This is a genomic window from Psychrobacter sp. TB15, assembly GCF_000511655.1.
Taxonomy (GTDB): Bacteria; Pseudomonadota; Gammaproteobacteria; order Pseudomonadales; family Moraxellaceae; genus Psychrobacter; species Psychrobacter submarinus.
The window spans coordinates 22,885-47,593 of the sequence record NZ_AYXN01000041.1 but is presented as its reverse complement, the minus strand read 5'-3'; the positions used below and the strand labels follow the sequence as shown (position 1 = coordinate 47,593).

22 protein-coding genes are annotated in these 24,709 nt (G+C 45.4%); 7 read left to right on the top strand and 15 right to left on the bottom strand.

What is annotated here, in order from left to right; all coding sequences use genetic code 11:
* Window positions 1–221 precede the first annotated feature (221 nt).
* Both W234_RS13980 and W234_RS0110825 read left to right on the top strand, forming a co-directional pair.
* Window positions 222–2,333 (top strand): TonB-dependent receptor plug domain-containing protein, encoded by a 2,112-nt coding sequence (locus W234_RS13980; protein WP_025646868.1) that lies wholly within the window; start codon window positions 222–224, stop codon window positions 2,331–2,333.
* 76 nt (window positions 2,334–2,409) lie between these two features.
* Window positions 2,410–3,654 carry an HmuY family protein gene (locus W234_RS0110825; RefSeq protein WP_025646867.1) on the top strand — a complete coding sequence of 415 codons (1,245 nt, stop codon included), beginning with the start codon at window positions 2,410–2,412 and terminating at the stop codon, window positions 3,652–3,654.
* Window positions 3,655–3,793: 139 nt separating this feature from the next.
* Here the strand turns inward: W234_RS0110825 and W234_RS0110820 are convergent, their stop codons facing one another.
* The 6 genes from W234_RS0110820 to ispF form a co-directional block, all read right to left on the bottom strand.
* Window positions 3,794–4,003: a ChaB family protein gene (locus W234_RS0110820; RefSeq protein ID WP_025646866.1), complete on the bottom strand. Its 210-nt coding sequence runs from the start codon at window positions 4,001–4,003 to the stop codon at window positions 3,794–3,796.
* 179 nt (window positions 4,004–4,182) lie between these two features.
* Window positions 4,183–5,142 carry an AEC family transporter gene (locus W234_RS0110815; protein ID WP_025646865.1) on the bottom strand — a complete coding sequence of 320 codons (960 nt, stop codon included), beginning with the start codon at window positions 5,140–5,142 and terminating at the stop codon, window positions 4,183–4,185.
* Between the two features lie 76 nt (window positions 5,143–5,218).
* Entirely contained in the window at window positions 5,219–7,114 is a 1,896-nt protein-coding gene (mnmG, locus tag W234_RS0110810) for a tRNA uridine-5-carboxymethylaminomethyl(34) synthesis enzyme MnmG (protein ID WP_025646864.1), read from the bottom strand.
* 135 nt (window positions 7,115–7,249) lie between these two features.
* Window positions 7,250–7,777, bottom strand: a complete 528-nt coding sequence (locus W234_RS0110805; RefSeq protein WP_025646863.1) for a hypothetical protein — start codon at window positions 7,775–7,777, stop codon at window positions 7,250–7,252.
* A gap of 173 nt (window positions 7,778–7,950) precedes the next feature.
* The gene (grxD, locus tag W234_RS0110800; RefSeq protein ID WP_025646862.1) at window positions 7,951–8,301 is read right to left on the bottom strand and encodes a Grx4 family monothiol glutaredoxin; all 351 of its coding nucleotides are present in this window, start codon (window positions 8,299–8,301) and stop codon (window positions 7,951–7,953) included.
* A 171-nt stretch (window positions 8,302–8,472) separates the two neighbouring features.
* Window positions 8,473–8,967, bottom strand: a complete 495-nt coding sequence (ispF, locus tag W234_RS0110795; protein ID WP_025646861.1) for a 2-C-methyl-D-erythritol 2,4-cyclodiphosphate synthase — start codon at window positions 8,965–8,967, stop codon at window positions 8,473–8,475.
* 152 nt (window positions 8,968–9,119) lie between these two features.
* Between ispF and mnmA the strand changes: the two genes are divergently transcribed.
* Window positions 9,120–10,361 carry a tRNA 2-thiouridine(34) synthase MnmA gene (gene mnmA, locus W234_RS0110790; RefSeq protein WP_037059754.1) on the top strand — a complete coding sequence of 414 codons (1,242 nt, stop codon included), beginning with the start codon at window positions 9,120–9,122 and terminating at the stop codon, window positions 10,359–10,361.
* 284 nt (window positions 10,362–10,645) lie between these two features.
* A complete protein-coding gene (gene purB / locus W234_RS0110785; protein ID WP_025646859.1) occupies window positions 10,646–12,037 on the top strand; it encodes an adenylosuccinate lyase in 1,392 nt (463 codons plus the stop codon).
* A gap of 166 nt (window positions 12,038–12,203) precedes the next feature.
* Here the strand turns inward: purB and W234_RS0110780 are convergent, their stop codons facing one another.
* The gene (locus tag W234_RS0110780; RefSeq protein ID WP_025646858.1) at window positions 12,204–12,398 is read right to left on the bottom strand and encodes an NF038104 family lipoprotein; all 195 of its coding nucleotides are present in this window, start codon (window positions 12,396–12,398) and stop codon (window positions 12,204–12,206) included.
* 133 nt (window positions 12,399–12,531) lie between these two features.
* Here W234_RS0110780 and W234_RS0110775 point away from each other — a divergent pair, with 133 nt between their 5' ends.
* Window positions 12,532–13,710: a cupin domain-containing protein gene (locus W234_RS0110775; RefSeq protein WP_025646857.1), complete on the top strand. Its 1,179-nt coding sequence runs from the start codon at window positions 12,532–12,534 to the stop codon at window positions 13,708–13,710.
* Window positions 13,711–13,930: 220 nt separating this feature from the next.
* A complete protein-coding gene (locus W234_RS14685) occupies window positions 13,931–14,092 on the top strand; it encodes a hypothetical protein (RefSeq protein ID WP_198013373.1) in 162 nt (53 codons plus the stop codon).
* Window positions 14,093–14,253: 161 nt separating this feature from the next.
* Here W234_RS14685 and W234_RS0110765 read toward each other — a convergent pair whose 3' ends face one another.
* Together W234_RS0110765 and W234_RS0110760 are read right to left on the bottom strand one after the other, a co-directional pair.
* A complete protein-coding gene (locus W234_RS0110765; protein WP_025646856.1) occupies window positions 14,254–14,934 on the bottom strand; it encodes a YoaK family protein in 681 nt (226 codons plus the stop codon).
* Between the two features lie 178 nt (window positions 14,935–15,112).
* Window positions 15,113–15,922 carry an enoyl-ACP reductase gene (locus tag W234_RS0110760; RefSeq protein ID WP_025646855.1) on the bottom strand — a complete coding sequence of 270 codons (810 nt, stop codon included), beginning with the start codon at window positions 15,920–15,922 and terminating at the stop codon, window positions 15,113–15,115.
* A 262-nt stretch (window positions 15,923–16,184) separates the two neighbouring features.
* Here W234_RS0110760 and folE point away from each other — a divergent pair, with 262 nt between their 5' ends.
* The gene (gene folE / locus W234_RS0110755) at window positions 16,185–16,781 is read left to right on the top strand and encodes a GTP cyclohydrolase I FolE (RefSeq protein WP_025646854.1); all 597 of its coding nucleotides are present in this window, start codon (window positions 16,185–16,187) and stop codon (window positions 16,779–16,781) included.
* A 91-nt stretch (window positions 16,782–16,872) separates the two neighbouring features.
* Here the strand turns inward: folE and msrB are convergent, their stop codons facing one another.
* The 6 genes from msrB to gloB form a co-directional block, all read right to left on the bottom strand.
* Window positions 16,873–18,087, bottom strand: coding sequence for a peptide-methionine (R)-S-oxide reductase MsrB (gene msrB / locus W234_RS0110750; protein ID WP_025646853.1), 1,215 nt, complete (start codon window positions 18,085–18,087; stop codon window positions 16,873–16,875).
* Between the two features lie 268 nt (window positions 18,088–18,355).
* The gene (locus W234_RS0110745) at window positions 18,356–19,669 is read right to left on the bottom strand and encodes an iron-containing alcohol dehydrogenase (RefSeq protein WP_025646852.1); all 1,314 of its coding nucleotides are present in this window, start codon (window positions 19,667–19,669) and stop codon (window positions 18,356–18,358) included.
* A 285-nt stretch (window positions 19,670–19,954) separates the two neighbouring features.
* Complete coding sequence (locus tag W234_RS0110740) at window positions 19,955–21,589, bottom strand: ABC transporter ATP-binding protein (protein ID WP_084212661.1); 1,635 nt, start codon at window positions 21,587–21,589, stop codon at window positions 19,955–19,957.
* 1 nt (window position 21,590) lies between these two features.
* Window positions 21,591–22,664 carry an ABC transporter permease gene (locus W234_RS0110735; protein WP_025646850.1) on the bottom strand — a complete coding sequence of 358 codons (1,074 nt, stop codon included), beginning with the start codon at window positions 22,662–22,664 and terminating at the stop codon, window positions 21,591–21,593.
* Window positions 22,664–23,734: a microcin C ABC transporter permease YejB gene (locus tag W234_RS0110730; RefSeq protein WP_025646849.1), complete on the bottom strand. Its 1,071-nt coding sequence runs from the start codon at window positions 23,732–23,734 to the stop codon at window positions 22,664–22,666. The genes W234_RS0110735 and W234_RS0110730 overlap by 1 nt, the downstream gene beginning before the upstream one ends.
* An 80-nt stretch (window positions 23,735–23,814) precedes the next feature.
* On the bottom strand, window positions 23,815–24,594 hold the full coding sequence (gene gloB, locus W234_RS0110725) for a hydroxyacylglutathione hydrolase (protein WP_025646848.1): 780 nt from the start codon (window positions 24,592–24,594) through the stop codon (window positions 23,815–23,817).
* Between the last annotated feature and the right edge of the window lie 115 nt (window positions 24,595–24,709).

Below are 24,709 nucleotides of genomic sequence, written 5' to 3'. Positions count from 1 at the left end.
TATAAAAGCGGCGTCTCTATGCTTTTTTAATAAAATGCCGGAGCGCTCACTGACAAAACGCATTATGACCAACTTTTTTTTATTTGTAAATGATAATAATTATTATTTACTCGTTGATAACCAATATCATTTGTATTAATCTATGCTTACTTTGTTACTCAAAACTAAGAATTATGTAACTTATATTTACTCAAACTTCCTTATTCTTACTGTGTACACTTATGCCAACATCTAATACTTTTAAAGCTTCTTACAAGCCTTTGAGTGCCGCTATAACGCTTGTATTAGCTGTCACGATAACGGCAAACACGAAAGCAGCAGATCCTTATCAGCTCAATAGTCTTGCTGATAGCGAGCAAAGCTTGGCAAATAGCGCCATGCCTAGCACCGTACTTGATCCTATTGTGGTAACTGCCACCCGTTCAAACCGAGCTCTTAGCGACGCCCCTGTCAAAGTAGATGTCATTAGCAGCAAGCAAATCGAGGATAATCATGCGCATACCCTAAAAGAGGCGCTAGAATTATTGCCTAACGTTTATCTCAAGCAAGTACATGGCAAGACGGGCTATGAAGTCAGTATGCAGGGTTTTACAGGCGATCAGGTTTTAGTATTGATTGATGGTCTGCCTATCACCGCCAGTACAGGCTCGACAGTCAATCTCAATCAGTATATGACCATGGATATCGAACAAATTGAGGTGGTTCAAGGAGCGGCGTCCGCGCAATTTGGCAGTGCAGCAATGGGCGGAGTGATTAATATTATTACCAAACCTACTAACAAAACCAAAGCTTATGTCAATACCGAGCTTGCCACTAATGGCGATCAAAACCCTTCAGGTGATGATATTGATGCCAATAAACGCTTTATCGCTGCCGGTATAGAAGGAGCACTGGATCCAGCGCAGCGCCTGCAGGCCCGTCTGTCTGCTTCTTATTTAGATGATGATGGCCTAAATACCGATACCGCGCGCTGGCCACGAATCAAAGACGCTAGCGAACAAACGCAGGTAACAGGACGTCTCAGCTATACTCCTGATGATCGTACTATGCTTACGCACTCAAAGCTGTGGGCTGAGGCGAGCCGCTATAGCGAGGACGATACCAGCCGCTTTAATCTCCGCGTGGCGCAAAATATTTTGCCGCAGCAGCGTGAGGAGTCGATTAACAAGGATCGTATCAGCATCGGTGGTAGCACTGATATTCATCTCAATGAAAATACGCAAACCTATCAGTTATCTGCGCAAGCGTTATATGAAGACTATCAAAGCGACTCAGACACCCTATCCAATGAGGTGCTTGCATCAGCGCGAAATACAAACATCACCACCGCGCTAGGTCAGGTGCAGCTTGATTTACCAGCCATCGATTCAGGTGCGCATATGCACTTATTGCAAGTAGGCGGACAGGTGCAGCGCGACACCCTATCTCAAACCAAAAACAGTATCAGCGAGCTTATCAGCGATGAGGTCAGCCGTGATGTGGGCGAGCTATATCTCCAAGATGACTGGCTGATTGGTGCTCATTGGGAGATACTCACGGGCATTCGTTATCAAGATGATCAAGACTTTGGCGATCATGTGGCACCAAAAGTAGCTGTCAAATACAACCGTACGGACGCAAGTGGACGCGATCATATCTTTCGCGCCAGCGTCGGCAGCGGCTACCGTGTGCCCAACTTAAAAGAGCGCTATTACGTCTTTGACCACAGTAATTTGGGCTATAAAGTCATGGGCAACCCTAGCTTACAGCCTGAAACCTCAACGAGCTATCAAGTCGGTTATCAAGGGCAGATTGGTGATGATTTAAACCTATCCATTAACGGCTTTTATAACGATGTGGAGGACTTAATCCAAACTGATAACGAAAACGCCACTATCGAAAATGGCATCCGTATTTTTCAATATACCAATATCGATAGTGCCTACACTTATGGCGGCGATATTGGCATCGATTGGCAAGTGGATGATCGCGCCACCCTACAAGCCACATACGCCTATCTAAAAACCAAAAATGAGAGCGCCAACAGCGAATTAACTTACCGTCCTAATCATAAAGTCATGCTGGCACTCGATTATCAATTGAGTGATACATTGCAGCTTATTCCTAGGTTGAACTACGAGTCTAAGCAGCTGATTGATACTGCCACGCAGTCCTACTCACCATCATGGTGGACGCTTGATAGTCAATTGAACTACAAGATTGATGATAATTTTAGTCTGTATGGCGCGGTGAATAACATCTTTGATACCCAGCGTGATGTACGCGATACCAGTGATTATCGCCCGATTGACAACCGTGAGTGGCTAATTGGCGCACGTTTTAACTGGCAATAAGCTGGATCACAAAATTTTTAACCCTTACTTTCCTCGTTTTACTTAATATCACCGTTTTATTCAACAGGAGCTTTTTATGTCATCTTATTTACGCCTGACCAAAACATCTGCCTTAGGCGCACTCAGTGCCGCCATATTAGTTGCGCTAACCGGCTGCGGTAGTGATAGCGATAACAGTAGTAGTGGCGGTTCAACTACGGCACCACCCACGGCTACGGCGAGCTTTAGTCAAAGCGCTGAATGGACAATCAGTGGCGCGAGTCTCAACCCTAATGTGCAGACTTGTTTTGATTTTGACAGTGATAGCGAGGTGGACTGTAGTAGCGCCACGTGGGACGTTAAATTTGATAATCAACAACGCGGGGTCAGTCTTTGGTCAAACAGTGGCAGCTCAGGCGACGGTGATGGCGGCGTGTTTGGATTGATGGATTGGTCAGAGCTAAGCGCTTATAACAACGGTATGCAAGACCCAAAAACCGGTAGTGACATCACGCACCATTATAACGAAGATAACAGCGGCGGTATTTTTGATAGTCACTCATGGTACGCTTATAATATTGCAGAAAATCATAAGCTATATCCTAATAACCGCGTGTACCTTATCACAACAGACCATACCGATCCGGCCACTGCCAGCAGTGTGCAGCAGCCCATTTATGCCATGCAGATTATCAACTACTACGATGAAGCTGGAGTATCTGGCCACCCAACCGTGCGCTGGATTGATACCGCAATGCCGCGCGCCGATCAAGTCAAAACCAAGACCATTAACGCCACTAGCAACACGGAGTGGACTTATCTGAATCTAAAAACGGGTAACATCGTTGATGATGCTACAAAACAGTGGCAGGTGGCATTTAGGCGTAACAGTGTCAAACTCAATGGCGGCGCGTCCGGTACCGGTAAGGTCGGTGGTTTTGTCGCTAATACTCCAGACGGCTACTATGATGATAAAGACGAGCCTATCAAAGCTAAGTTCATGACTGACAATAAAGAGCAAAGCCTTGCCAATCTATTGAATGTCACAGACTTTGATACGCCAAAATCAGCAGGCAGCTGGATGGTGGATAGCGACAGCTCAGATCTAAACCCGGGCTACACCGGCACTTATCCAAACCTCGATTTTGGCTGGTACACTTATAATGGCATGACTCATCAACTCAGTGCAAAACCTGATGACAAAGCTCAAGGCGCGCTGATCCGCTCAAACAGTGGTGATAGTTATGCGCGCATGCGTCTGACACAGATTAATTATCCTGATGCTACCACCACCAAAGCCACCTCTTGGGTATTTAAATTTGATGTCCAGCCTGCTGAATAAATAAGATAAGTCATCAGGTTTATTAAAAATACAACTTCATATCAGCAAAACACCAGCCATAGTTATTATGGCTGGTGTTTATTGTTCAGGACAGTAGAACTTTAAGTTAAAATCTTAAGCTAATGAGTAGCCTCTTTGGCTATTTATGATCAGGCTTTTTGACCCATCTCCCATCGTCGTTTTTATGATAGACGTTTTCAACCGCCGCCCACGCGGTAGCAAACTGACGCGACTCATCTTCATATTGCTCGCTTGCACTATTAAACGCCGCTTGAAAAATCTCTTGGGCATGCTTAGGTAAATTGTCTTTTACATTATCAGGCAGATCAGATAGTTTATCGTATGGCATGGCAGACTCCTTTACTTATATTATTTTTTTATTATAAAAAAAAGACGCTGCAAAACGCCATATGTCTTTGGTTAACACGGTTAAAGTTAGTGACAATACCTCAGCACCTCTTATCTTTAAATACACTAAGCCTAAGCTCACCTCACTTTTTACATCAATACTAGTTACATCAATACTAGTTACATCAATCCTAAAGCACGCAATACCGCCGCGCCTAGCGCCATACCAAATAGACTCACCACCGTGGTAAACGCCAAAATATTGGCAGCTAAAATGTCATTACCGCCCATCGCTTTGACCATCACATAGCTTGCCGCTGCCGTTGGCGATGCGACCATCAAGAACAGCACCCCCATATGCACGCCCGTTAAACCAAATGCCAAACCGATAGCGATAGCCAGTAGCGGCGCAATCACAATACGGCCTATACTCGCTTGCATCGATAAGCCTGACAGACTGAGCATCGCTTTTAGGTTGATACTTGCGCCCGCACAAAGTAGAGCGAGAGGCAGCGCCACTGCTGCGAGTAAATCACCAGTATGATGAATGACTGAGGGCACAGGCGGCAGTGGTAATGCTTTATAAGTAAAAGCCGCCAGTAGCGCTAAGATAAGCGGATTGGTAAATACCTTTTTTATTACCATTAGGCTACGGCTTAGACGGGTATCATCTAAGCTTTTAGACACTCGGCTAAGCGTAATCACCGCTAGGATATTAAAGAGAATAGTGACGATGCCCATATAGACCGCGCCGATACTGAGGCCGATATCACCATAAGCGTTGGCGACGGTAGCAAGACCGATAATCGCCATGTTGCTGCGAAAGATACCTTGGACAAACACCCCTTGATCAGCGCTATTGGCTATAAAGCGCTTAGCGTAAATCTCGCTACCAAGAAACAAAATAAAGGTGACGACAACGCCTGCCGTTATTAAGGTGATTTGCTTAGCATAGTCAACCTCGCTATCGACCACACTAAAAAACAATAAAGCTGGCAGACAGTAATTAAAAACAAAATAAGAGGCTTGATCGATAAACGCTTGGCTCACTTGTCCGCGTTTTTTCATGAAAAAACCCAACCCCATCAAAAAGAGGTTGGGCAGTACGATAGTAATAGCAAAAATAACCGCAGCGATCATAAGTGACTCACGTCATTAAAACGTTAACTCATGTTTTAGATAAAACCTGTCTACAGCCTCATCAATAGTATAAAACTTACGACTCCAGTGCCGACTTGGCTTTTTTCTGCTTTTTGACTGTCATCGCTAGCAGTTGAATCGCAGCAGGGGTAACCCCGCTGATACGGCCCGCTTGTGCGAGCGTAGCTGGACGTACTTTACTGAGTTTTTGTACAATTTCATTCGACAGACCAGAGACGATACTATAGTCAAAATCGAGTGGTAGTACGGTATTCTCCAAACGCTTCATTTGCTCAATATCATCGCGCTGACGATCGATATAGCCGGCATACTTGACTGAAATCTCAATCTGTTCACCCACTTGGTTATCGACTTTGGAATCAGTAATCGCAGCGATATCGGCAAAGTTAATCTGCGGACGCTTGAGCAAATCATAAGCGGTCGCTTCTTTTGATAGCACCTCACCCGTTTGCGCGGCGACTTGCTTACCTAAGTCATTGACTGGCGTCGCCCACATGTCTTTGAGACGCGCGGACTCACTAGCTATCGATTCCATCTTTTGCTCATAAGCTTGCCAGCGGCTATCATCAACGAGACCTAATTTGCGACCGGTCTCAGTCAAGCGCTGATCAGCGTTATCCTCACGTAGCAGCAGACGATACTCAGCACGACTAGTAAACATTCGATACGGCTCAGTGGTGCCATGAGTGATGAGATCATCGACGAGCACACCTAGATACGCCTCGTCACGGCGCGGCGTCCACGTGTCATACTCGCTATTATTCGTGGTCTCTAGTGCAGCATTAGTACCTGCTAATAAGCCTTGCACCCCTGCCTCTTCGTAGCCTGTCGTGCCATTGATCTGACCGGCAAAATAAAGCCCATCAATCGACTTAGTTTCAAGCGTTGGTTTGAGGTTTTGCGGATCAAAATAATCATACTCAATGGCATAGCCAGGGCGGGTAATATGTGCGTTCTCAAGGCCTTTCATACTATGGATAAACTCTAACTGCACATCGAAAGGCAAGCTGGTGGAGATACCATTAGGATAAAGCTCATGAGTAGTGAGACCTTCAGGCTCAATAAAGATTTGATGACTGTCTTTATCAGCGAAGCGGTGGATCTTGTCCTCAATCGACGGACAGTAACGTGGGCCCACGCCTTCAATCTTACCTGAGAACATCGGCGAGCGATCTAGACTCTCACGAATGATGTCATGAGTACGCGCATTAGTATGAGTAATATAACAATTGACTTGCTCAGGATGCATATCGACATTACCCATATAGCTCATCACTGGCAATGGCGTATCACCAGGCTGTACGGTCATAACGCTAAAGTCCACCGTGCGCGCATCGATACGCGCAGGCGTGCCTGTCTTCAAGCGGCCGACAGGTAGCTTTAGCTCGCGCAGACGATCAGCAAGCTTAATTGAGGGCTGATCTCCCGCGCGTCCGCCTTTAGAATTCTCAAGGCCGATATGTATGACGCCGCCTAAAAAAGTCCCTGAAGTCAAAATAACCGTCTGGGTTTTAAAAATAATACCGGTCGAGGTGACAACAGCAGTCGCGCGACCATTCTCGACTAAGATATCATCTGCACCTTGCTGAAACAGATCAAGATTAGGCTGATTCTCAAGCGTATGACGAATAGCCGCTTTATAAAGAATACGATCCGCTTGCGCGCGCGTGGCCCGTACTGCTGCGCCCTTACGACTGTTTAGCACCCGAAACTGAATGCCCGCCTTGTCAGTCGCCAAAGCCATAGCACCGCCTAACGCATCAATCTCACGCACTAAGTGCGATTTTCCGATACCGCCGATAGCAGGGTTACAGCTCATCTGGCCTAAGGTCTCGATATTGTGCGTCAATAGCAAGGTCTGCGCACCCATACGCGCTGCTGCTAGAGCGGCTTCGGTCCCCGCATGACCGCCGCCGATGACGACTACGTCGTAATATTTTGGGTATTGCATTTGTGCCTCGCTTGATAGATATCGACCCAAAAATAAGGACATCAACATCTATCGTATTCAGTGATTTAAAAAATGGCTAGAGAGTTGACATTGGTGCTTATTATAACAATTTTTTGCCGTTATTAGTGAGCTGCATTAATCAAACTTTATATTTTTGCCCTCGCTTAGCGGTACAATTTGATCGGAATGACCACTGACCAGCGTATGCTGACTGCCATGACCTTCTGGGTTAATTTGCAAATAAGCATTCATCTGTCCAATCGCTTCGCCATCATCGCTAGCTAGTATTTGCTCTTTGATGAGCTCAACAGGCGGTAGTGGCAGGTTCTTCAATAAGGCCAAACGCTGCTCATTATCGCCTTTATTGACGACAATCTCGATAAGCTGACGAGCATCAACGGGCAGATCTGGCGTATTCTGTGCCAAAAGCGCTAGATGATAAGCCCCCGCAGCATCTTGATCAGCAAAGATACGCTGCTCGATTGCGGTATAAGTACCTTCTGTCGCGCCGCCAGCGACGCTGAGCTGATGAATACATCTAAGCGCTGAGAAGTCCTCATTGTTGGCCATCTCGATAATGCGCGTTGATTCATTCTTAAGATGCTCGCGACGTTTTTCTAAAGCGGCATCTTCATAGGCTTGCGTATTGGTTTGATTGGTCATAATACCCTCTTATTGTTTATTTCATTATGCAGCCGTATATGGGGATAAATACGCCGAAAACAACAAAGCCTGAGTCAGCAGCTATTGGCTGACTCAGGCTTTAACTAAGGTTAATTATTATTTCGAGTATTTACTCAAAGCTTATATGGGATCCATACAGCCTTGTCTATAAATTAAGCGGCAGGGCTATTAGCTTCGACTAGTGGCTTCAATTCGCCTGATTGATACATTTGTAGAATGATATCTGAGCCGCCCATCAGCTCGCCATCAATCCATAATTGCGGGAAAGTAGGCCAATTCGCTACTTTTGGCAAGGTCGCGCGAATCTCAGGGTTCTCTAAGATATTAACAAAAGCAAACGGACGGCCGATTTGCGTTAATACTTCAATAGAACGCGCGGAAAATCCACACTGCGGAAACTGCGGCGTGCCTTTCATATAAATGAGTACTTTATTGTCACGAATTTGATCGCGAATCAATTGTTCGACATCATTAGCAGCGGTATTTGGGGTTTGCTCGCTCATAAAAGCTCCTATCCTATTAGTAGAGTGATTAAAATAGCAGGGTTATTAAAAATTTTGCTTAGCGTTATGTGCTACATGGGGTAGAGATAACTTTATTGCAAGCCATTTTGAGGACTTATTCTAAATCTTTAACAATGGCTTATTAAGGGTCACTATCAAAGCCACTAACGATTAGGACTTATCAGCCAATAAAAGGACGACAGCACTTGCCATAATGCCCTCTTGACGACCGGCGAATCCTAGCTTTTCAGTAGTCGTGGCTTTGACACTGATGTTACTGACATCAGTTTGCAAATCGCTGGCAATATTGTCACGCATCGCCTGATTATGGGGAGCAAGCTTAGGGCGCTCACACATCACGGTAATATCAGCATTACCAATCTTGTAGCCGGCGTCGACTATTTTGCTATAGACATAACGTAGCAGCACTCTTGAATCAAGGCCAGCATGCGCGCTATCAGTATCGGGAAAATGCTGACCGATATCACCGAGCGCCAGAGCGCCAAGCAGAGCATCCGCAAGTGCGTGCAGTACTACATCGCCGTCTGAGTGCGCAAGCAAGCTATGGGTGTGCTCAATCGGCACGCCAGCTAATATGACATACTGTTGCTGTTCACCATTGTTATGAAAAGCATGAACGTCAATACCTTGACCAATTTTTATCATTGTTCATCCAAAATTTTATTCAACATAAGCGAAACTTTTATGACAGCATCTAAGCTATTTTTAAAACTAGAAATTAGCTTGATAAGCATTGATTTTTAATTCAATGCTATAATATAGCGCCTATGTTATCACAAATTGTTGAGCGCTCCGTTATGCCAGTTACATCAGCCACGCAAAATTTATCCAGTCAAGCTACTACGATCACTCACCATCGTCCTCTAAACTTAGCCGACATCGATAGCCCAAACACGAAGCGGGTCATCGTTGGTATGTCAGGCGGTGTCGACTCTTCGGTATCAGCCGTACTTCTGCAGCAAGCAGGCTTTATCGTCGAAGGTCTGTTTATGAAAAACTGGGAAGAAGATGACGGCACCGAATACTGCACAGCTATGGACGATCTTGCAGATGCGCAAGCGGTCTGTGACAAAATCGGTATCAAATTGCACACTGCCAACTTTGCGATGGAATACTGGGATCGCGTGTTCGAACATTTTTTAGCTGAATATAAAGCCGGACGTACACCTAACCCCGATATTTTGTGCAATAAAGAGATCAAATTTAAAGCATTTCTAGACTATGCCTCTGATCCAAAATTTGGTCTTGGCGCTGATTATATCGCTACCGGTCATTACACGCGCCGCAGCGTAAATTATAAAAATAGCGCGGGTATGGAGGTAGCGCAGCTATTGCGCGGCCTTGATAATAATAAAGACCAAAGCTACTTTTTGCATGCGGTGGGCGGCGACAAAATCGCCAAAACCTTATTTCCAGTTGGTGAGTTAGAGAAGCCTGAAGTACGCCGCATCGCAGAAGAGCATGATTTAGTGACCGCGAAGAAAAAAGACTCAACCGGTATTTGCTTCATTGGTGAGCGCCGTTTTAAAGACTTTTTACAACAGTACTTGCCTGCTCAAAAAGGCGATATCATCACTGACGATGGACATGTTATCGGTCAGCATGATGGGCTAATGTACTACACCTTAGGTCAGCGCGGCGGTATCGGTATCGGCGGTGTAAAAGATCGTCCTGAGGAGCCTTGGTTTGTCCTTGCTAAAGATTTAGAGAAAAACCAGCTAATCGTTGGTCAAGGTCACGAGCATCCTATGCTGATGAGCAATGAGCTGCAAGCGTACAAACTCGACTGGGTCGATGGTCTTGCGCCAAAAGATAGCTTTAGCGCTGAGGGCTTACGCTGCATGGCAAAAACGCGTTATCGCCAGCCAGATCAGGCCTGCCGTGTGTTTGCGACAAATACTGACGGTAGCGAGGTGCGCGTGGTCTTTGATGAGCCGCAGCGCGCAGTGACGCCGGGTCAGTCTGCGGTGTTTTATATCGATGAGATGTGTTTGGGCGGCGGCGTGATTGCATCGATTGATGCGCCTTGCGGTTTTTAGATAGCATTTAATTTTTGACAAGCGGCAGTAGCAACCGTTACTGCTCCGCTTGTCATGTCGTCCGTTCGCGTTTGGATTATGATCCTCAATCGTTTTTGACTCCTCTCTCTATTCAATTTCTCCCAAATCTATTGACGTTGATATCTGTCTTTGACGTACTATTAATTCGTGGAAAATATCGCTGACACTCCCTTTTTTGCATCAGTTTTTGCTATAATTGCGCCACCAAAATTTACTGCTGTCGTAAGCAGTCATTCACTTTCTGTTCACTCAAAGGCGATACCATGACCCCACTTACCGCTCTCTCCCCAATCGATGGCCGTTATGCTTCAAAAGCTGACAGCTTACGTCCTTATCTTTCTGAGTTTGGTCTTATTAAAGCGCGTGTCACCGTTGAGATCCGCTGGTTGCAGTCGTTAGCAAATAATGATGCCATCGGTGAATTATCAGCATTTGATGCAGATACCAATGCCTTTTTGGATAGTATCGTTGATGATTTTAGTGAAAGTGACGCGCAGGTGATTAAAGATATTGAGGCGACAACTAATCACGACGTCAAAGCGGTTGAGTACTTTATCAAAGATAAGTTTCGCGGCAATCAGCAGTTAGAGGACAGCCTAGAGTTCATCCATTTTGCTTGTACCAGTGAAGATATTAACAATTTGTCTTATGCGCTTATGCTCAAAGACAGCCGCGAGCTTGTGGTTGCTAAAATGCAGCAAGTGACCGATAGCATCGTTGACTTGGCGATTACTCACGCTGATCAGCCCATGCTGTCACGCACGCACGGTCAAACTGCTAGCCCAACGACGCTAGGTAAAGAGATGGCCAATGTCGCTTATCGCTTAGCTCGTCAAATTAAGCAAATCGGTCAGGTTGAGCTACTCGGTAAAATCAATGGCGCAGTCGGTAACTACAATGCTCACCTATCAGCCTATCCAGAAGTCAACTGGCAAAGTCATGCTGAGCAGTTTATCAATCAAAGCTTAGAGCTGACTTTTAATCCTTATACGACTCAAATTGAGCCACATGATTATATCGCTGAATTGTTTGATGTGGTCAAACGTTTTAATACTATATTAATCGATTTTAACCGTGACATTTGGCAATATATTAGCTTAGGCTATTTTAAGCAGCGCCTAAAAGACGGCGAAGTCGGTTCATCTACCATGCCGCACAAGGTCAACCCGATTGACTTTGAAAACTCCGAAGGTAACTTGGGCGTGGCCAATGCCATGCTAGCGCACTTAGGGGAAAAGCTGCCTATCTCGCGTATGCAGCGTGATTTGTCAGATTCTACAGTACTGCGTAATATTGGTGTCGGCCTGGCGCAAAGTATGATTGCTTATGATGCGTGCCTAAAAGGTGTAGGCAAATTAGAGGTCAATCCTCAGCGTTTAAATGATGACTTGGAGCAAGCGCAAGAGGTACTTGCCGAGCCGATCCAAACGGTCATGCGCCGTTACCGTGTCGAAAACCCATACGAGAAGCTCAAAGCCTTGACTCGCGGTAATGCCATGACTCGTGAAGCCATGCTCACCTTTGTAGAGAGCGATGAGTTGGCTGCTGTCTCAGATAGCGACAAAGCAAGCCTGCGCGAGCTGACGCCAGCTACTTATACGGGTAACGCTGCTGAGCAAGCACGCGCTATTCAAGACTGGATAGCAAAGCTTTAAAGTTTGCTAAGGTGAATTGAATACCTTAAAGCAATAGAGATAAGGCACAATTGCCTCATCTCTATTTGTTCAAACTGGCTATACATTCGCCTAAGTCTATACAAAATAACAACCTTACTTTGCATGCTATGATGATCTTAAAAACTCATAGGTGATAAGTAAGGTTTTATTTTTTATCCTTTTTATCATCATCGTCATCACTGTCGCCTGGTATGATAGCCTTGCCGACCGCGACCGTGCCTTTGACCACGCCTTTGGTGGTTTTATAGGCAACTTTGGCAGGTACAGTGACAACTTTGTGGACACAAGCTTGTAGGACAAAGATACTTGCGATGATGACGATGAAATGCAACTTTTTCATAAACTTCCTATAATTTTAAGATAAGCCGATAGTCTTTGTATTAAGCTATCGAAAAGTCATCATAAACGATTAAAACTCTCCTATAAAGTCATCCTGACTATTAATTTTTCCTAATTTTTATATGGATTTACCAATGAGCGCTATACCCCTTTGTTTACCTGATAATATGACCCCTGAGCAATTCTTAAACGAGTATTGGCAAAAAAAGCCATTGCTGATCAAGCAAGGTCTGCCGCAACTAATCGGTATGTTTGAGCCAGAAGATATGCTCGGCCTAGCGCTTGAAGAAGAGGCCTCTGCCCGCCTGCTCACTCAAGCGGCAACTAAGCCAGTCGATGAGCCGCAGTGGCAACTCAAAAAAAGCCCCTTAAGCGAAACCGACTTTGACAACCTGCCAGCGCAGTGGACAGTCCTTGTGCAAAACCTTGAGCAATGGTCACCTGAGCTTGGGCAATTGTGGCAAGCGTTTGACTATATTCCGCAGTGGCAGCGTGATGACATTATGGTCTCTTACGCGCCTAAAGGCGGCTCGGTCGGCAAGCACTATGATGACTATGATGTGTTTTTGGCGCAAGGCTATGGCTCTCGCCGTTGGCAGCTCGGCAAGTTTTGTGATACAGATACCGAGTTTGTCGCAGATGAGCCGATTCGGGTATTTGACGATATGGGTCAGATTATCTTTGATGAGATACTAGAAGCGGGTGACGTGCTTTATGTGCCGCCCAAACTCTCGCATTTCGGCGTGGCGCAAGATGATTGTCTGACGTTTTCTTTTGGCTGCCGTCGTCCAAATTTGATGCAAATTATCGATGGCTTGGCTGATATCGCCACTAATGATAGCGATTTGTTTATTCCGCTGCTATTGCCGCAAGCACTACAGGCATCTGGCGCATTGCAATCAGAGAGTATCAGTGCGATCAAAGAGCAGCTCTTGCACATGCTACAGTCTGAGCGTGGTGACGATATCATTCGTCAGGCAGTATCTGAGGTCGTCAGCAAGCGTCAATATGACGCGCTCGTACCTGAGGAGACTCTAACGACCGATGAGCTCATGCAAGCCATAACGGAAGGCGCGACCTTGCAAGCAGATTACAGCAATCGGCTGCTCTATCATAAACATGCCGGTGAACTCATCCTGTACGCTAATGGTCAACGCCTAGATGGTCTAGATACTATTGCCAAACAGACATTGCAGCGCTTGGCAGATGGTGAAGCTTTGCAGGCGGATGATGTTGCAGACATCGATCCCGACGACTTAATGGAGTGGCTGGAGAACGGCTGGGTGTGGGTGAATATTGCTGATGATTTTTAACCTGCCTGGTTATAGCTACTATTGGCTAAAAGACTGCAGCACTTATTAAATGAGCTCTATTCAAAGAGGTACTGTCTCAGCAGTGTCGGCAGTGTAGAGAGAAATGTTACACTCAGTCACGAAAGTTATGCAGTTATACCGTGTACATATCTTATTGCTTGAACCATACTATTTTGGATACTATAAATAAATATGGAACAACACTAACTAGGAGTACTTTATGTCAAATCGTGATAAAACTGATGCAACAACCAAGATGGCACCTAACGATATTAATCAAGATGGCCTATCTGAAAAGGATCAACAACGTACTGACGATTCAGCTCTCGATATGATGCAAGGTATGCACGAGCATGAAGATCATGAAGATGAGAATGAATAAAACAGTTAAAAATTTAGCTTTTTATAGGTACTGATTATAGCTACTAAACTTACATAGCTTATAAAATTGCTAATAGACTATAAAATTAAAAAGCGCTTATCATATTGATAGGCGCTTTTTAGTGAGTAGATGGTATGCTCTGTATGAAAGCGAGACAAATTTTACAAAGCAGGAGGACGTCTCTCAGGTAGCTGATCCAAGGATTGGTTATATATAAATGCTGCTGCTAAGACGATAACAATAGGAACGATAAAGGCGGCATAATCAACTCTAGCAAATAAAAAAGCCCCGACTACCCCGCCGCCACAAAAGCAGTACCAAATAATGGCCTGAAAGCCTAAAGTGGGCTTACTAATAGCGCGTCCTGCCAGCCAATTACCGATAGCCGCGCCCATATCTGAGGTCAGTCCCGTCAGATGCGTGGTACGAATCACCGCGCCGCTATAAGTCGCTACCATGGCATTTTGTAATCCGCAAGCCATTGCCGCAGTGAGCTGACCTAGATAGGCATGCTGCTGATAGAGCCAGTAGCTCGCTATTAACAGGAGTGCTTCTAAATATAGCGCGCGTCCGTAACGCCGGCCTAATTTTAAAGAGTTTTGTCCGATGATAAAGCCGCTTAACACCGCGCCTATCAAAAAAGCGATTAAAGAAGCGCCAATGAATAAGACACTAGGACCATCAAAATGCGCGATGGCCGCCGAGAATAAACTTACATTACCCGTCACATGCGACACGGATAAATTGGTAAAACCCATAAGCGCCACACTGTTGACGCTGCCAGCACTGAACGCTAGCACCGCCCCGCCCCAGAGTATCCATTTCGGTAGTTTAGTTATCATAGCTCTCGCCTACGCGCTGATTCAAAACAGCTCATCATACACTAAAACACTGCCCATAAAAAAAGGCAGCCTATTCGCTGCCTTAATATAAGATAACCAGCACTATAATAGCTTTTTGGGGCTAGCTATTTAGGACGACACTCTAGCGCTAAGAGTAATGAACCAGCAGTAATCTACGTTATTTATCCGCTTCATCTAGCATCATCAGCTGCTCGCTGATTGCGACGGTGTTGAAACCTGCATCCACGAACATAATCTCGCCAGTGATACCCGATGCCCAAGGAGACAGTAAAAATAACGCAGCATTACCAACCTCCATCTGATTGATATTGCGCTGTAGAGGTGCGATTTTTTCGCTGATATCGAGCATCTTACGAAAAGACTTGATGCCACTAGCAGCAAGTGTACGGATAGGCCCTGCTGAGATAGCATTGACCCGAATACCCTCAGCGCCCATCGATGTTGCTAGATAGCGCACGCTCGCCTCTAAGCTGGCTTTTGCCATGCCCATGACATTGTAATTGGGTAGTACTGAGATGCTGCCTTCATAAGTTAGCGTCAACATGGAACCGTGACGCATCGCTAATAATTCGCGGGCGGCCTTAGCTAAAGCCACAAAGCTATAGCTTGAGATATCATGAGCGATTTGGCTGCCCTCGCGGGTGGTAGCGCTAACAAAATCGCCATCTAATTGCTCCATAGGGGCAAAGCCAATAGCATGCACCACCCCATCGATACCATCGCCCCAATGGTTTGTCACTTGCTCAAAGCAAGCAGCGATAGAGTCGTCAGAGGCGACATCGCATTCAAGGACTAAATCTGCTTCAAACTTCTCAGCAGCCATATCGACGCGTTTTTTGATTTTGTCATTAGGGTAAGTCAGAATTAATGAAGCACCTTCGCGGTGTAGTGCCTCAGCGATAGCCCAAGCAATAGAGAGTTTGCTGGCGATACCAGTAACGACAAAACGTTGGCCTTGAAGTAACATAATAGGTCCTTATAAAGCAGTTATAATTATCTAAATCTACGGGTTCTCATTATACACGAATCAATTTAAGTAAACAGTCGTAAACTTAAATACTGCTAGCGCAATCGACAGCGGTATGAAGTTGCGCTGATTTCAAGTATAATCACAACCCTTCCAAGCTTGCACTTTCTTCATAAATCCTCAGCCGCCCAACATAAACTGTCTTGGGCGCGAGAGGCTTTAGCGTTAAGCGATACCCACATTTTGGATGGCTGTCAAAATTATGAGTAATGACTCAACTCTAGCATCAAACTATCAAGAAACCATCGAATCTTATCGTCAACTGATAGAGTCGACTGGTGAAGACCTAGAACGTCCAGGCTTACAAGATACGCCTATGCGGGCAGCAAAGGCTTTTGCTCACCTGACCCAAGGCTATCATCAAAATTTAGCCGATGTCGTCAACGATGCGGTATTTCCATCGAGTAACCGGGAGCTGGTGTTGGTTCAGAATATAGAGTTTTATTCTCTATGTGAGCACCATATGCTGCCTTTTCATGGCCTTGCGCATATCGGCTATCTGCCTAACGGACAAGTGTTAGGGTTATCAAAGTTTGCGCGGATTGTAGATGTGTTTGCGCGTCGCCTGCAAATTCAAGAAAACCTCAGCGAGCAAGTGGCACAGGCTATTATGGATGTGACTGGCTGCCGCGGGGTGGCAGTGGTTATGGATGCCTCACACATGTGTATGATGATGCGCGGTGTCAATAAGCAGCACTCTACGACTCGTAGCACGGCTATGCTTGGCGAATATGTACATGATAACCAAGCACGTAATGAGTTTTTAAATGCGCTACCAGCGCGCAAGACAGCGTTTTAATTTGACTCTTCTTAATTTGTATTAAAAAAAAGGACGCTTAATTGCGTCCTTTTTCATATTAGATACCTCACACTAAACATCAAAGCTCAGCTTAGCTCGTTTTTACGTCATCAATCCACTGACCATAGCCTTCTGCTTCCATATCCGCTAAAGGAATAAAGCGCATCGCCGCTGAGTTCATACAATAGCGCTTGCCCGTTGGCGCAGGACCGTCATTAAAGACATGGCCGACGTGTGAATCTGCATAGCGACTACGAATCTCGGTACGAGTTGAGAAAAACCCTTTGTCTTCTTTTTCAACGACCATCTCTGGGCTCAGTGGCCGCGTAAAGCTTGGCCAACCAGTCCCAGACTTATACTGATCGCGAGAAGAATATAGCGGCTCACCTGAAACCACATCAACGTATAATCCGGGCTCTTTATTATCCCAATACTCATTATTAAAAGCGCGCTCAGTACCGTCCTCTTGCGTGACTTTATACTGTATGTCACTTAAAGACTGCTTGAGCTCTTCCTTGCTAGGCTTAACAAATGACGCAGGATTAAAGCCTGAGTTTGCAGTTGTCGTTGAGCTCATTGTCTGGGTATTATTTATAGTAACTTCGCTATCTTTGGGCTTAAACTGACTAAAATCTAGCTCATAGTCCTTGCCATAGACGCTCTCGATAAACTGATAGCGACCTGAATTAAAGGTATAAGCCTTATAACGTAGTGGATTTTTCTTATAGTAGTCCTGATGATACTCTTCAGCAGGATAAAAAGTACTCGCCGGTACAATCTCTATCACTACTGGCTTATCGTACACACCGGAGGCTTGCAGATCTTTTTTAGCCGCTTCTGCTATTTGTTTCTCTTTTTGGTTATGATAAAAAATAGCCGGACGATACTGCGTGCCTCTATCGACAAACTGACCTTGATCGTCAGTAGGGTCAGCGATACGCCATAAGGCTTGTACGATACCATTGTAGGTTATCTTAGTAGGGTCATAATAGACCTGAGCAGCTTCAGTATGCCCTGTACCTCCCGCTGATACCGCATTATAGGTTGGGTTATCAGTCTGTCCACCACTATAGCCTGAGACAACTTCTACGACGCCAGGGATCTTTTCATAACCAGCCTCTACGCACCAAAAACAACCACCCGCTACCGTCGCTACTGCTAGATTGGGATCTGTAGGGGCATAAGGATTGTCAGCATTAGGGTTTTTTATACTAGTGCTGTTTTCTGTGGAGGCGCAGCCTGCTAACAGAGCGCTACTGGCTAACACCGCCATACTCATAACTTTAATTTGACGTTGAAAACTCATAAAACGCTCCTAACCGTTTTGTTTGCTACCTTCTTTGAATACTATAGCCTTATTACACTATAGTAACGCTCAAGCATGACAAAAATACTTTATTCTTGTTATATATTTATTATTTATAGTTTCTACATAGTCAACGACTTCGATTCACATCTATTAAATGACTGAAAAGCGTTAGCTTTCAATAGAAAAAGAGCCTATTACCTTACGGTGATAGACTCTAGTTATACTAATAACCAATAGTTTTAAATAATATCGACCATAAGGTCAGTTAAGCGCTTTTTTTATCTTGAGTATCATTATTGGGTCGATCTTCACTCGCGGTTTGAATTTTTTGTAAGATCTTCTTGATACCCGCCGGTGGCATATAAGTGGGTACTGCATAAGTATCGCTGACTTCTTTGGCAGCAGCTTTGGCAATATCGTCATAATCTGTCTTTTTCATACCTTTAACGGTAGGATCAATGCCGACAGTTTTGATAAGTTCACGGACTTGCTCGATAAAGTAATTGGCCAGCTCTTTATCGGTTTTAGTCGCTTGAGCGCTTTCAACGATGCCTGTTTTTCTAGCGAGTTTCGCCAATCTTTTCTCTGATCCTTTACGGTTGACTTCTAACACATAAGGCAAAACGATTGCGTTAGCGCGGCCGTGAGGGATACTGTAATGCGCGCCCAATTGGTGAGCGATCGCATGCACATAACCTAAACCAGCTTTATTAAAGGCGATACCGCCATAATGTGCAGCTATCCCCATCTCTTCGCGAGCCTGCAGGTCTTCCCCATTTTCATAGGCGATTGGCAGATACTGCATCACCGCTTTGGTGGCAGAAGCGGCATAATAGTCGGTCTCAACGCTAGCATTAGCGCTCATCCACGCCTCTAAGGCATGAGTCAAAACGTCAATACCAGTATCCGCAGTAATATGCTTAGGCATCCCTTTCATAATCACAGGATCGATAGCGGCGGCTAATGGAATCATTTTAGGATCGATTGATAGCGCTTTTTGATGCGTGTCGTTGTCCGATACTACTGCGCCAAGCGTCGCTTCTGAACCGGTACCGGCAGTCGTTGGAATACAGTACAGCGGCACTCCTTTCTTTCTTGCCTTAAGGATACCGATAAGCTTTTGCGGCTTACAGTTATTGCCTTGTGACATTGCGATCATCTTCGCTGCATCAATAACTGAGCCGCCGCCAATAGCGATTATCGCATCGCACTTAGCGTTGACCGTTTGGCTTAGACCTTCTTCTACGACGGCAAAAGTAGGGTCTGGAGTGATGCCATCATAAACCTGATAGCGGATATTATGCTGATCTAAATAGTCAGTAACTTTGGCCGGGATACCAAGCTTATTGAGTACGGCATCGGTTACGATAAAGACGTTAGTGCCGCCTTCATTGATGACCATATCGCACAGCTCATTACAAGCGTCTTCACCGACGAATAACAGAGGTCTAGGTAGCGGAATAAGGTGCGAGAATACTTTTAGTGCTTTAGCACGCGTTTTTGCGACAGCTAAGTAGCCGGCATGTTGTAATTTGTCGTTGTTCATGAGTTTTGCAAGAGGAGAGTTTGTAGCGGGCATAGAAATATCCTTTTCAATAATGCGGCGGTAAATAAAACAAACACCAAACGACTGTTTGTATGAATTGTACCACTGTCATTTTATATATATTGCGATAATTATGAACTCATATGTTCTAGTCAATATTTAGTCGTGGCAGCGTCTAAACTTTGGTAATCATCATGAGCGCATAACAGTCGATATTAAGCATCAAAAACAAATAAACAATAACTAGAGCTCAGCACAGAGGTCTTGCTTGCCAAACTTTCTTTTAATAACAGATGGTATTAACAGATGGTCTTTATCCTATATAACACTGGCCTGCAATAAGCGCTGAGAATACCGATGCTGCGGATGGTTAAATAGCTCCTCTGTTGCACCTGCCTCTACGCAAACGCCTTGTTTGAGTACCATAGTATACTGACACAGCGCCCGCACGACTTTTAGGTCATGGCTGATAAACACATAGCTGATATTAAACTTAGCTTGTATCTCGCGTAGTAGCGTCACAACCGTCACTTGCGTGGTGCTATCAAGCGCTGAGGTCGGCTCATCAAGTATCAATAAACTTGGCCGCATCACAAGCGCTCTTGCCAACGCGACCCGCTGGCGCTGACCGCCCGATAACTCATGCGGATAACGATGAATAAAATCAGCGGGTAGATGTACCGTTTCTAGGCTCTCTAACACGGCTTGCTGACGCGCAGCCTGAGTGACGCCTTGCACCAGCAACCCCTCTTCGACCACCTGCATCACCGTCATACGCGGATTAATACTAGCAAAAGGATCTTGAAAGACCATTTGAATCTGCGAGCGAAACTGACGTAATTCGCTACTACTCAAGGCGAAAAGATCCTGACCGTCGATGAGCACTTGTCCGCGCACGCGCGCTTGATTGCTCAGTAGTTTGCTCAGCGCCAAGGCAATAGTGGTCTTACCAGACCCCGACTCGCCAACGATACCCAAAGCTTGACCAGCTGATAAGCTCAGGTCGACTGATTTTACTGCTTCGAACCAGCGCTTAGTGCCGCCAAATAGGTTTTTTTCTATCGGAAAATCCACTTGTAGCTTATTGACTACTAAGACTCGCTCGTCAGTGGCGGTTTCATTGGTAATCGTTAGTGCTGAGCCAAAATTTTGCTGCATCAGTGTGCGAGTATAGTCCGCTTTTGGCTGCGCAAAGATAGCAGCAGTTTTGCCTTGTTCAATCGTCTGACCTTGGCGCATAACGATAATCTCATCGCTATAGCGTTTGACTAAATTTAGGTCATGGCTGATCAAAATCATCGCCATATCTCGCTCAGACTTTAGGCTATTTAGTAGTGCTAATATCTCGTGCTGCAAAGTCACATCAAGCGCGGTAGTTGGCTCATCAGCAATCAAAATGTCAGGCTGCTGTGCTAATGCCATCGCAATCATTACCCGCTGGCGCTGACCGCCTGATAGCTCGTGCGGATAGCGGTTGAGCTTATCAATAGGATCAATGATATTGACATCTTCTAACAGTTGGATAGTATGCTTGCGCCACTGCGGCTTTGCGATACCGTTTAGGCGCAGCGATTCGGCGATTTGCTTGGCGACGGTATGTAGCGGATTCAGCGCAGTCATCGGCTCTTGAAATATCATGCCGATGCGCTGACCACGAATGGATCTGAGCGCTCTGTTTTGCGCCTTATCTTTACCTTGGTTATTGGTAATGGGTAGCTGCGTTCTTCCATCGAGCAAGACCTGGCCACTGACGCTTAGGCTATTTGGCAGTAATCCTAACAGTGCTAGGCTGGCGATTGATTTGCCTGAGCCCGACTCACCAACGATAGCGAGCGTCTGGCTTTGATGCAGCTGATAAGATAAATTATCGACTAATATGGCTTTGTTATCCGCCGTGATAGTCATATCTGTAACGCTTAGAACACATGGGTTTTGCTTAGTATTATCAGTCATATCAGCTGCGCCTTGGGTCAAAGGCATCACGTAACGCTTCGCCAATAAAGATAAGCAAGGATAAAATAAAGGTTAAACTAAAGAACCCTGATAACGCAAGCCAAGGCGCATCGAGATTGTTTTTGCCTTGTACCATCAGCTCCCCTAATGACGGTGAGCCGGGCGGTAATCCGTAACCTAAGAAATCAAGCGCAGTTAGTGCAATGATATTGGCGGTTAAGATAAACGGCAACTGCGAAAGACTGGAGGCTAAAGCGTTAGGCAAAATATGTTTGCGCATGATTTGGCTGTCAGAGACCCCTAAATTACGCGCCGCCCGTACATAATCAAAATTACGCGCCCGCAAAAACTCAGCACGCACCAAACCGACCAAACCCATCCAACCAAACAATAACATCAAAGCAAACAGCACATAGACACTAGGGCTAAACAGGCTGACCAAAATGATAATCATAAATAGCTGCGGCATCCCGCCCCACACTTCCATAAAGCGCTGACCTGCTAGATCTACCCAGCCGCCATAGTAGCCTTGAATTGCGCCGACGATAATGCCTATTAGTGCTCCAGCTAAAGTCAACGCTATACCAAATAACAGAGAAACCCGCATACCATAGAGAATGCGCGCGAGCACATCGCGCCCTTGATCGTCAGTGCCGAGCCAGTTCTGAGCGTTAGGTGCAGCAGGATAAGGAAGACCCAATTCTACATTTGGCGTCTGATCGGCAAAAGGAATAATCGGCATCACATAAAAGCCTTTGTCCTCAATCAGCGCTTGTACCGCAGGATCTTTATAGTTAGCTTCAGTCTCAAATACACCGCCAAAAGTAGTCTCAGGATAAGCTGTCAATACAGGCACATAGTAGTCACCGTCATAACTGACCAGTAGTGGTTTGTCATTGGCAATAACATTAGCAGCCATACAGAGGATGAACACTAAGCTGAAAATAATAAGAGAGATTAAACCTAAGCGATTACTACGAAAGCGATCGAGCCGCGCCTGCCAAATCGGATTTAGGCGTTTGGCTTTTGATTTAGTTAAAGCAGGTGGCGGCGTAGCAGTAGAATAATTAGACATTAGCGACCCTCAAAATCAATACGAGGGTCTATTAGATGATAGCTCAGATCACTGATAAGCTGTAATAATAAACCAAGTAAAGTAAAGATAAACAGCGTGCCAAATATCACTGGATAGTCGCGCTGCTGAATGGCTTCAAAGCCAAGCAGGCCCAGTCCATCAAGTTTAAAGATAATCTCAATAAGAAAGTTACCGGCAAAGAAAATACCGACGATAGCGGCCGGAATACCAGCTATGACAATCAGCATGGCATTACGAAAGACATGACCGTAGAGCACTTGACGCTCCCCTAAGCCTTTAGCGCGTGCGGTCAACACGTACTGCTTGCTCAGCTCCTCTAAAAAGCTAAATTTAGTCAAGTAAGTCAAACCGGCAAAGCCGCCGACGGTACTCGCTAGTAAAGGTAAAGCTAAATGCCAAAAGTAATCTTTTATTTTACCTAAAGTGCTCAGCTGATCGAAATTCTCTGAGGTCAGCCCTTGTAGCGGAAAGATATTAAAGTAACTACCGCCCGCAAAAAACACCAATAATATTACCGCAAATACAAATACCGGTATCGCATGACCAACTGCTAATAGCATCGCTGTCGCTTTATCTACCGCCGAGCCGTGATGCATGGCTTTATGAACCCCTAATGGTATGGCAATCATGTAGATCAGCAGTGTGCTCCACAGTCCTAAGGAGATGGAAACAGGGAGTTTTTCGATAATGAGGTCAGTTACCGTCTGCCCTTTAAAGAACGACTCGCCAAAATCTAATTGAGCATAGTTTTTTAGCATAATCCAAAAGCGCTCAGGCGCGGATTTATCAAAGCCATATTGCGCATTAATCGCAGCGACCATCTCCTCAGATAATCCGCGCGTACCTTGATAAGTGCTGGTATTACCGCCAGAGCCGCCTGCGCCTACGCTACTATTAACCGCGCTATCTTTTGCGCCTTGTTCAATGAGAGCCAGTTGCTGCTCGACAGGACCACCAGGTGCGGCCTGTACAATCACAAAGTTCGCCAATAAAATCAAGAAAAGCGTCGGTAATATCAGTAGTAGTCTCTTTAAGATATAACGACCCATGATGACGACTTCCTTGCAAAGGTAAAATAGCAGACAACAGTCAGCGGACAAGTGAGGTAAGAGGTAGTGCTGTGCGAGTGTTAGAAGTTATCCTTAAGCTCTCGTAGCGCTGTAAACACCGTTAAGCGCTCTTCATTGTCAATATTCGTTTTGGCTTTTACGCCTGCAATGACGCTAGGCTCATGCGCTCGCAAAAACACATTGACCTCGCGTTCATGCTCCAAAGTGACCGGTAGCGTACATAGTCCTTGCTGCGTCTGACTCTCTGCTCGCTCTAAAGCTTGCTGCATCGCCATATTACCCGGCTCAATAGACAGCCCAAAACGCAGATTGTTAGCCGTATATTCATGGGCAGGATACAATAACGTATCGGCAGGCAGACTGTTTAGACGTTTGAAACTCTCGTAAAGCTGCTCGATAGTACCGGTAAAGACACGACCGCAGCCTGCACTAAACAGCGTATCACCGCAAAAGCAGTGCTTTTGACCGTCGATATCCAACACATAAGCCATGTGACTTGCCGTATGCCCGGGGATATCCCAGACTTGTGCTGAGCAGCCCCAAGCACTGACCGTGCTGCCGTCTTTTATCGTTTGATCTTCCTCAACGCCATGCTCGCTATGGCCGACGATATGCGTCATCGGGAAGTGCTCTTGTAGCTCCATTACGCCGCCGACATGATCAAAGTGATGATGTGTGGTCCAGATAGAGGTCATCTCTAAGTCATGCTCTTCCATATAGTCCGCGACAGGCTGCGCTTGGCCGGGATCAATAACGATAGCTTGCTTGTTATTTTTATTGATTAATGTCCAAATATAATTATCGTTAAATGCTTTTATTGGAATAATTTGACTACTCATATCGAACCCTTATTGGTTAACACTGGTTTTACGTATTGATCTTAAATGTGCGCTTATATGACTGTTATTCACGGTTAATTGACGTTTATCGTCTTAGCTTACCGCTTTCACTTGC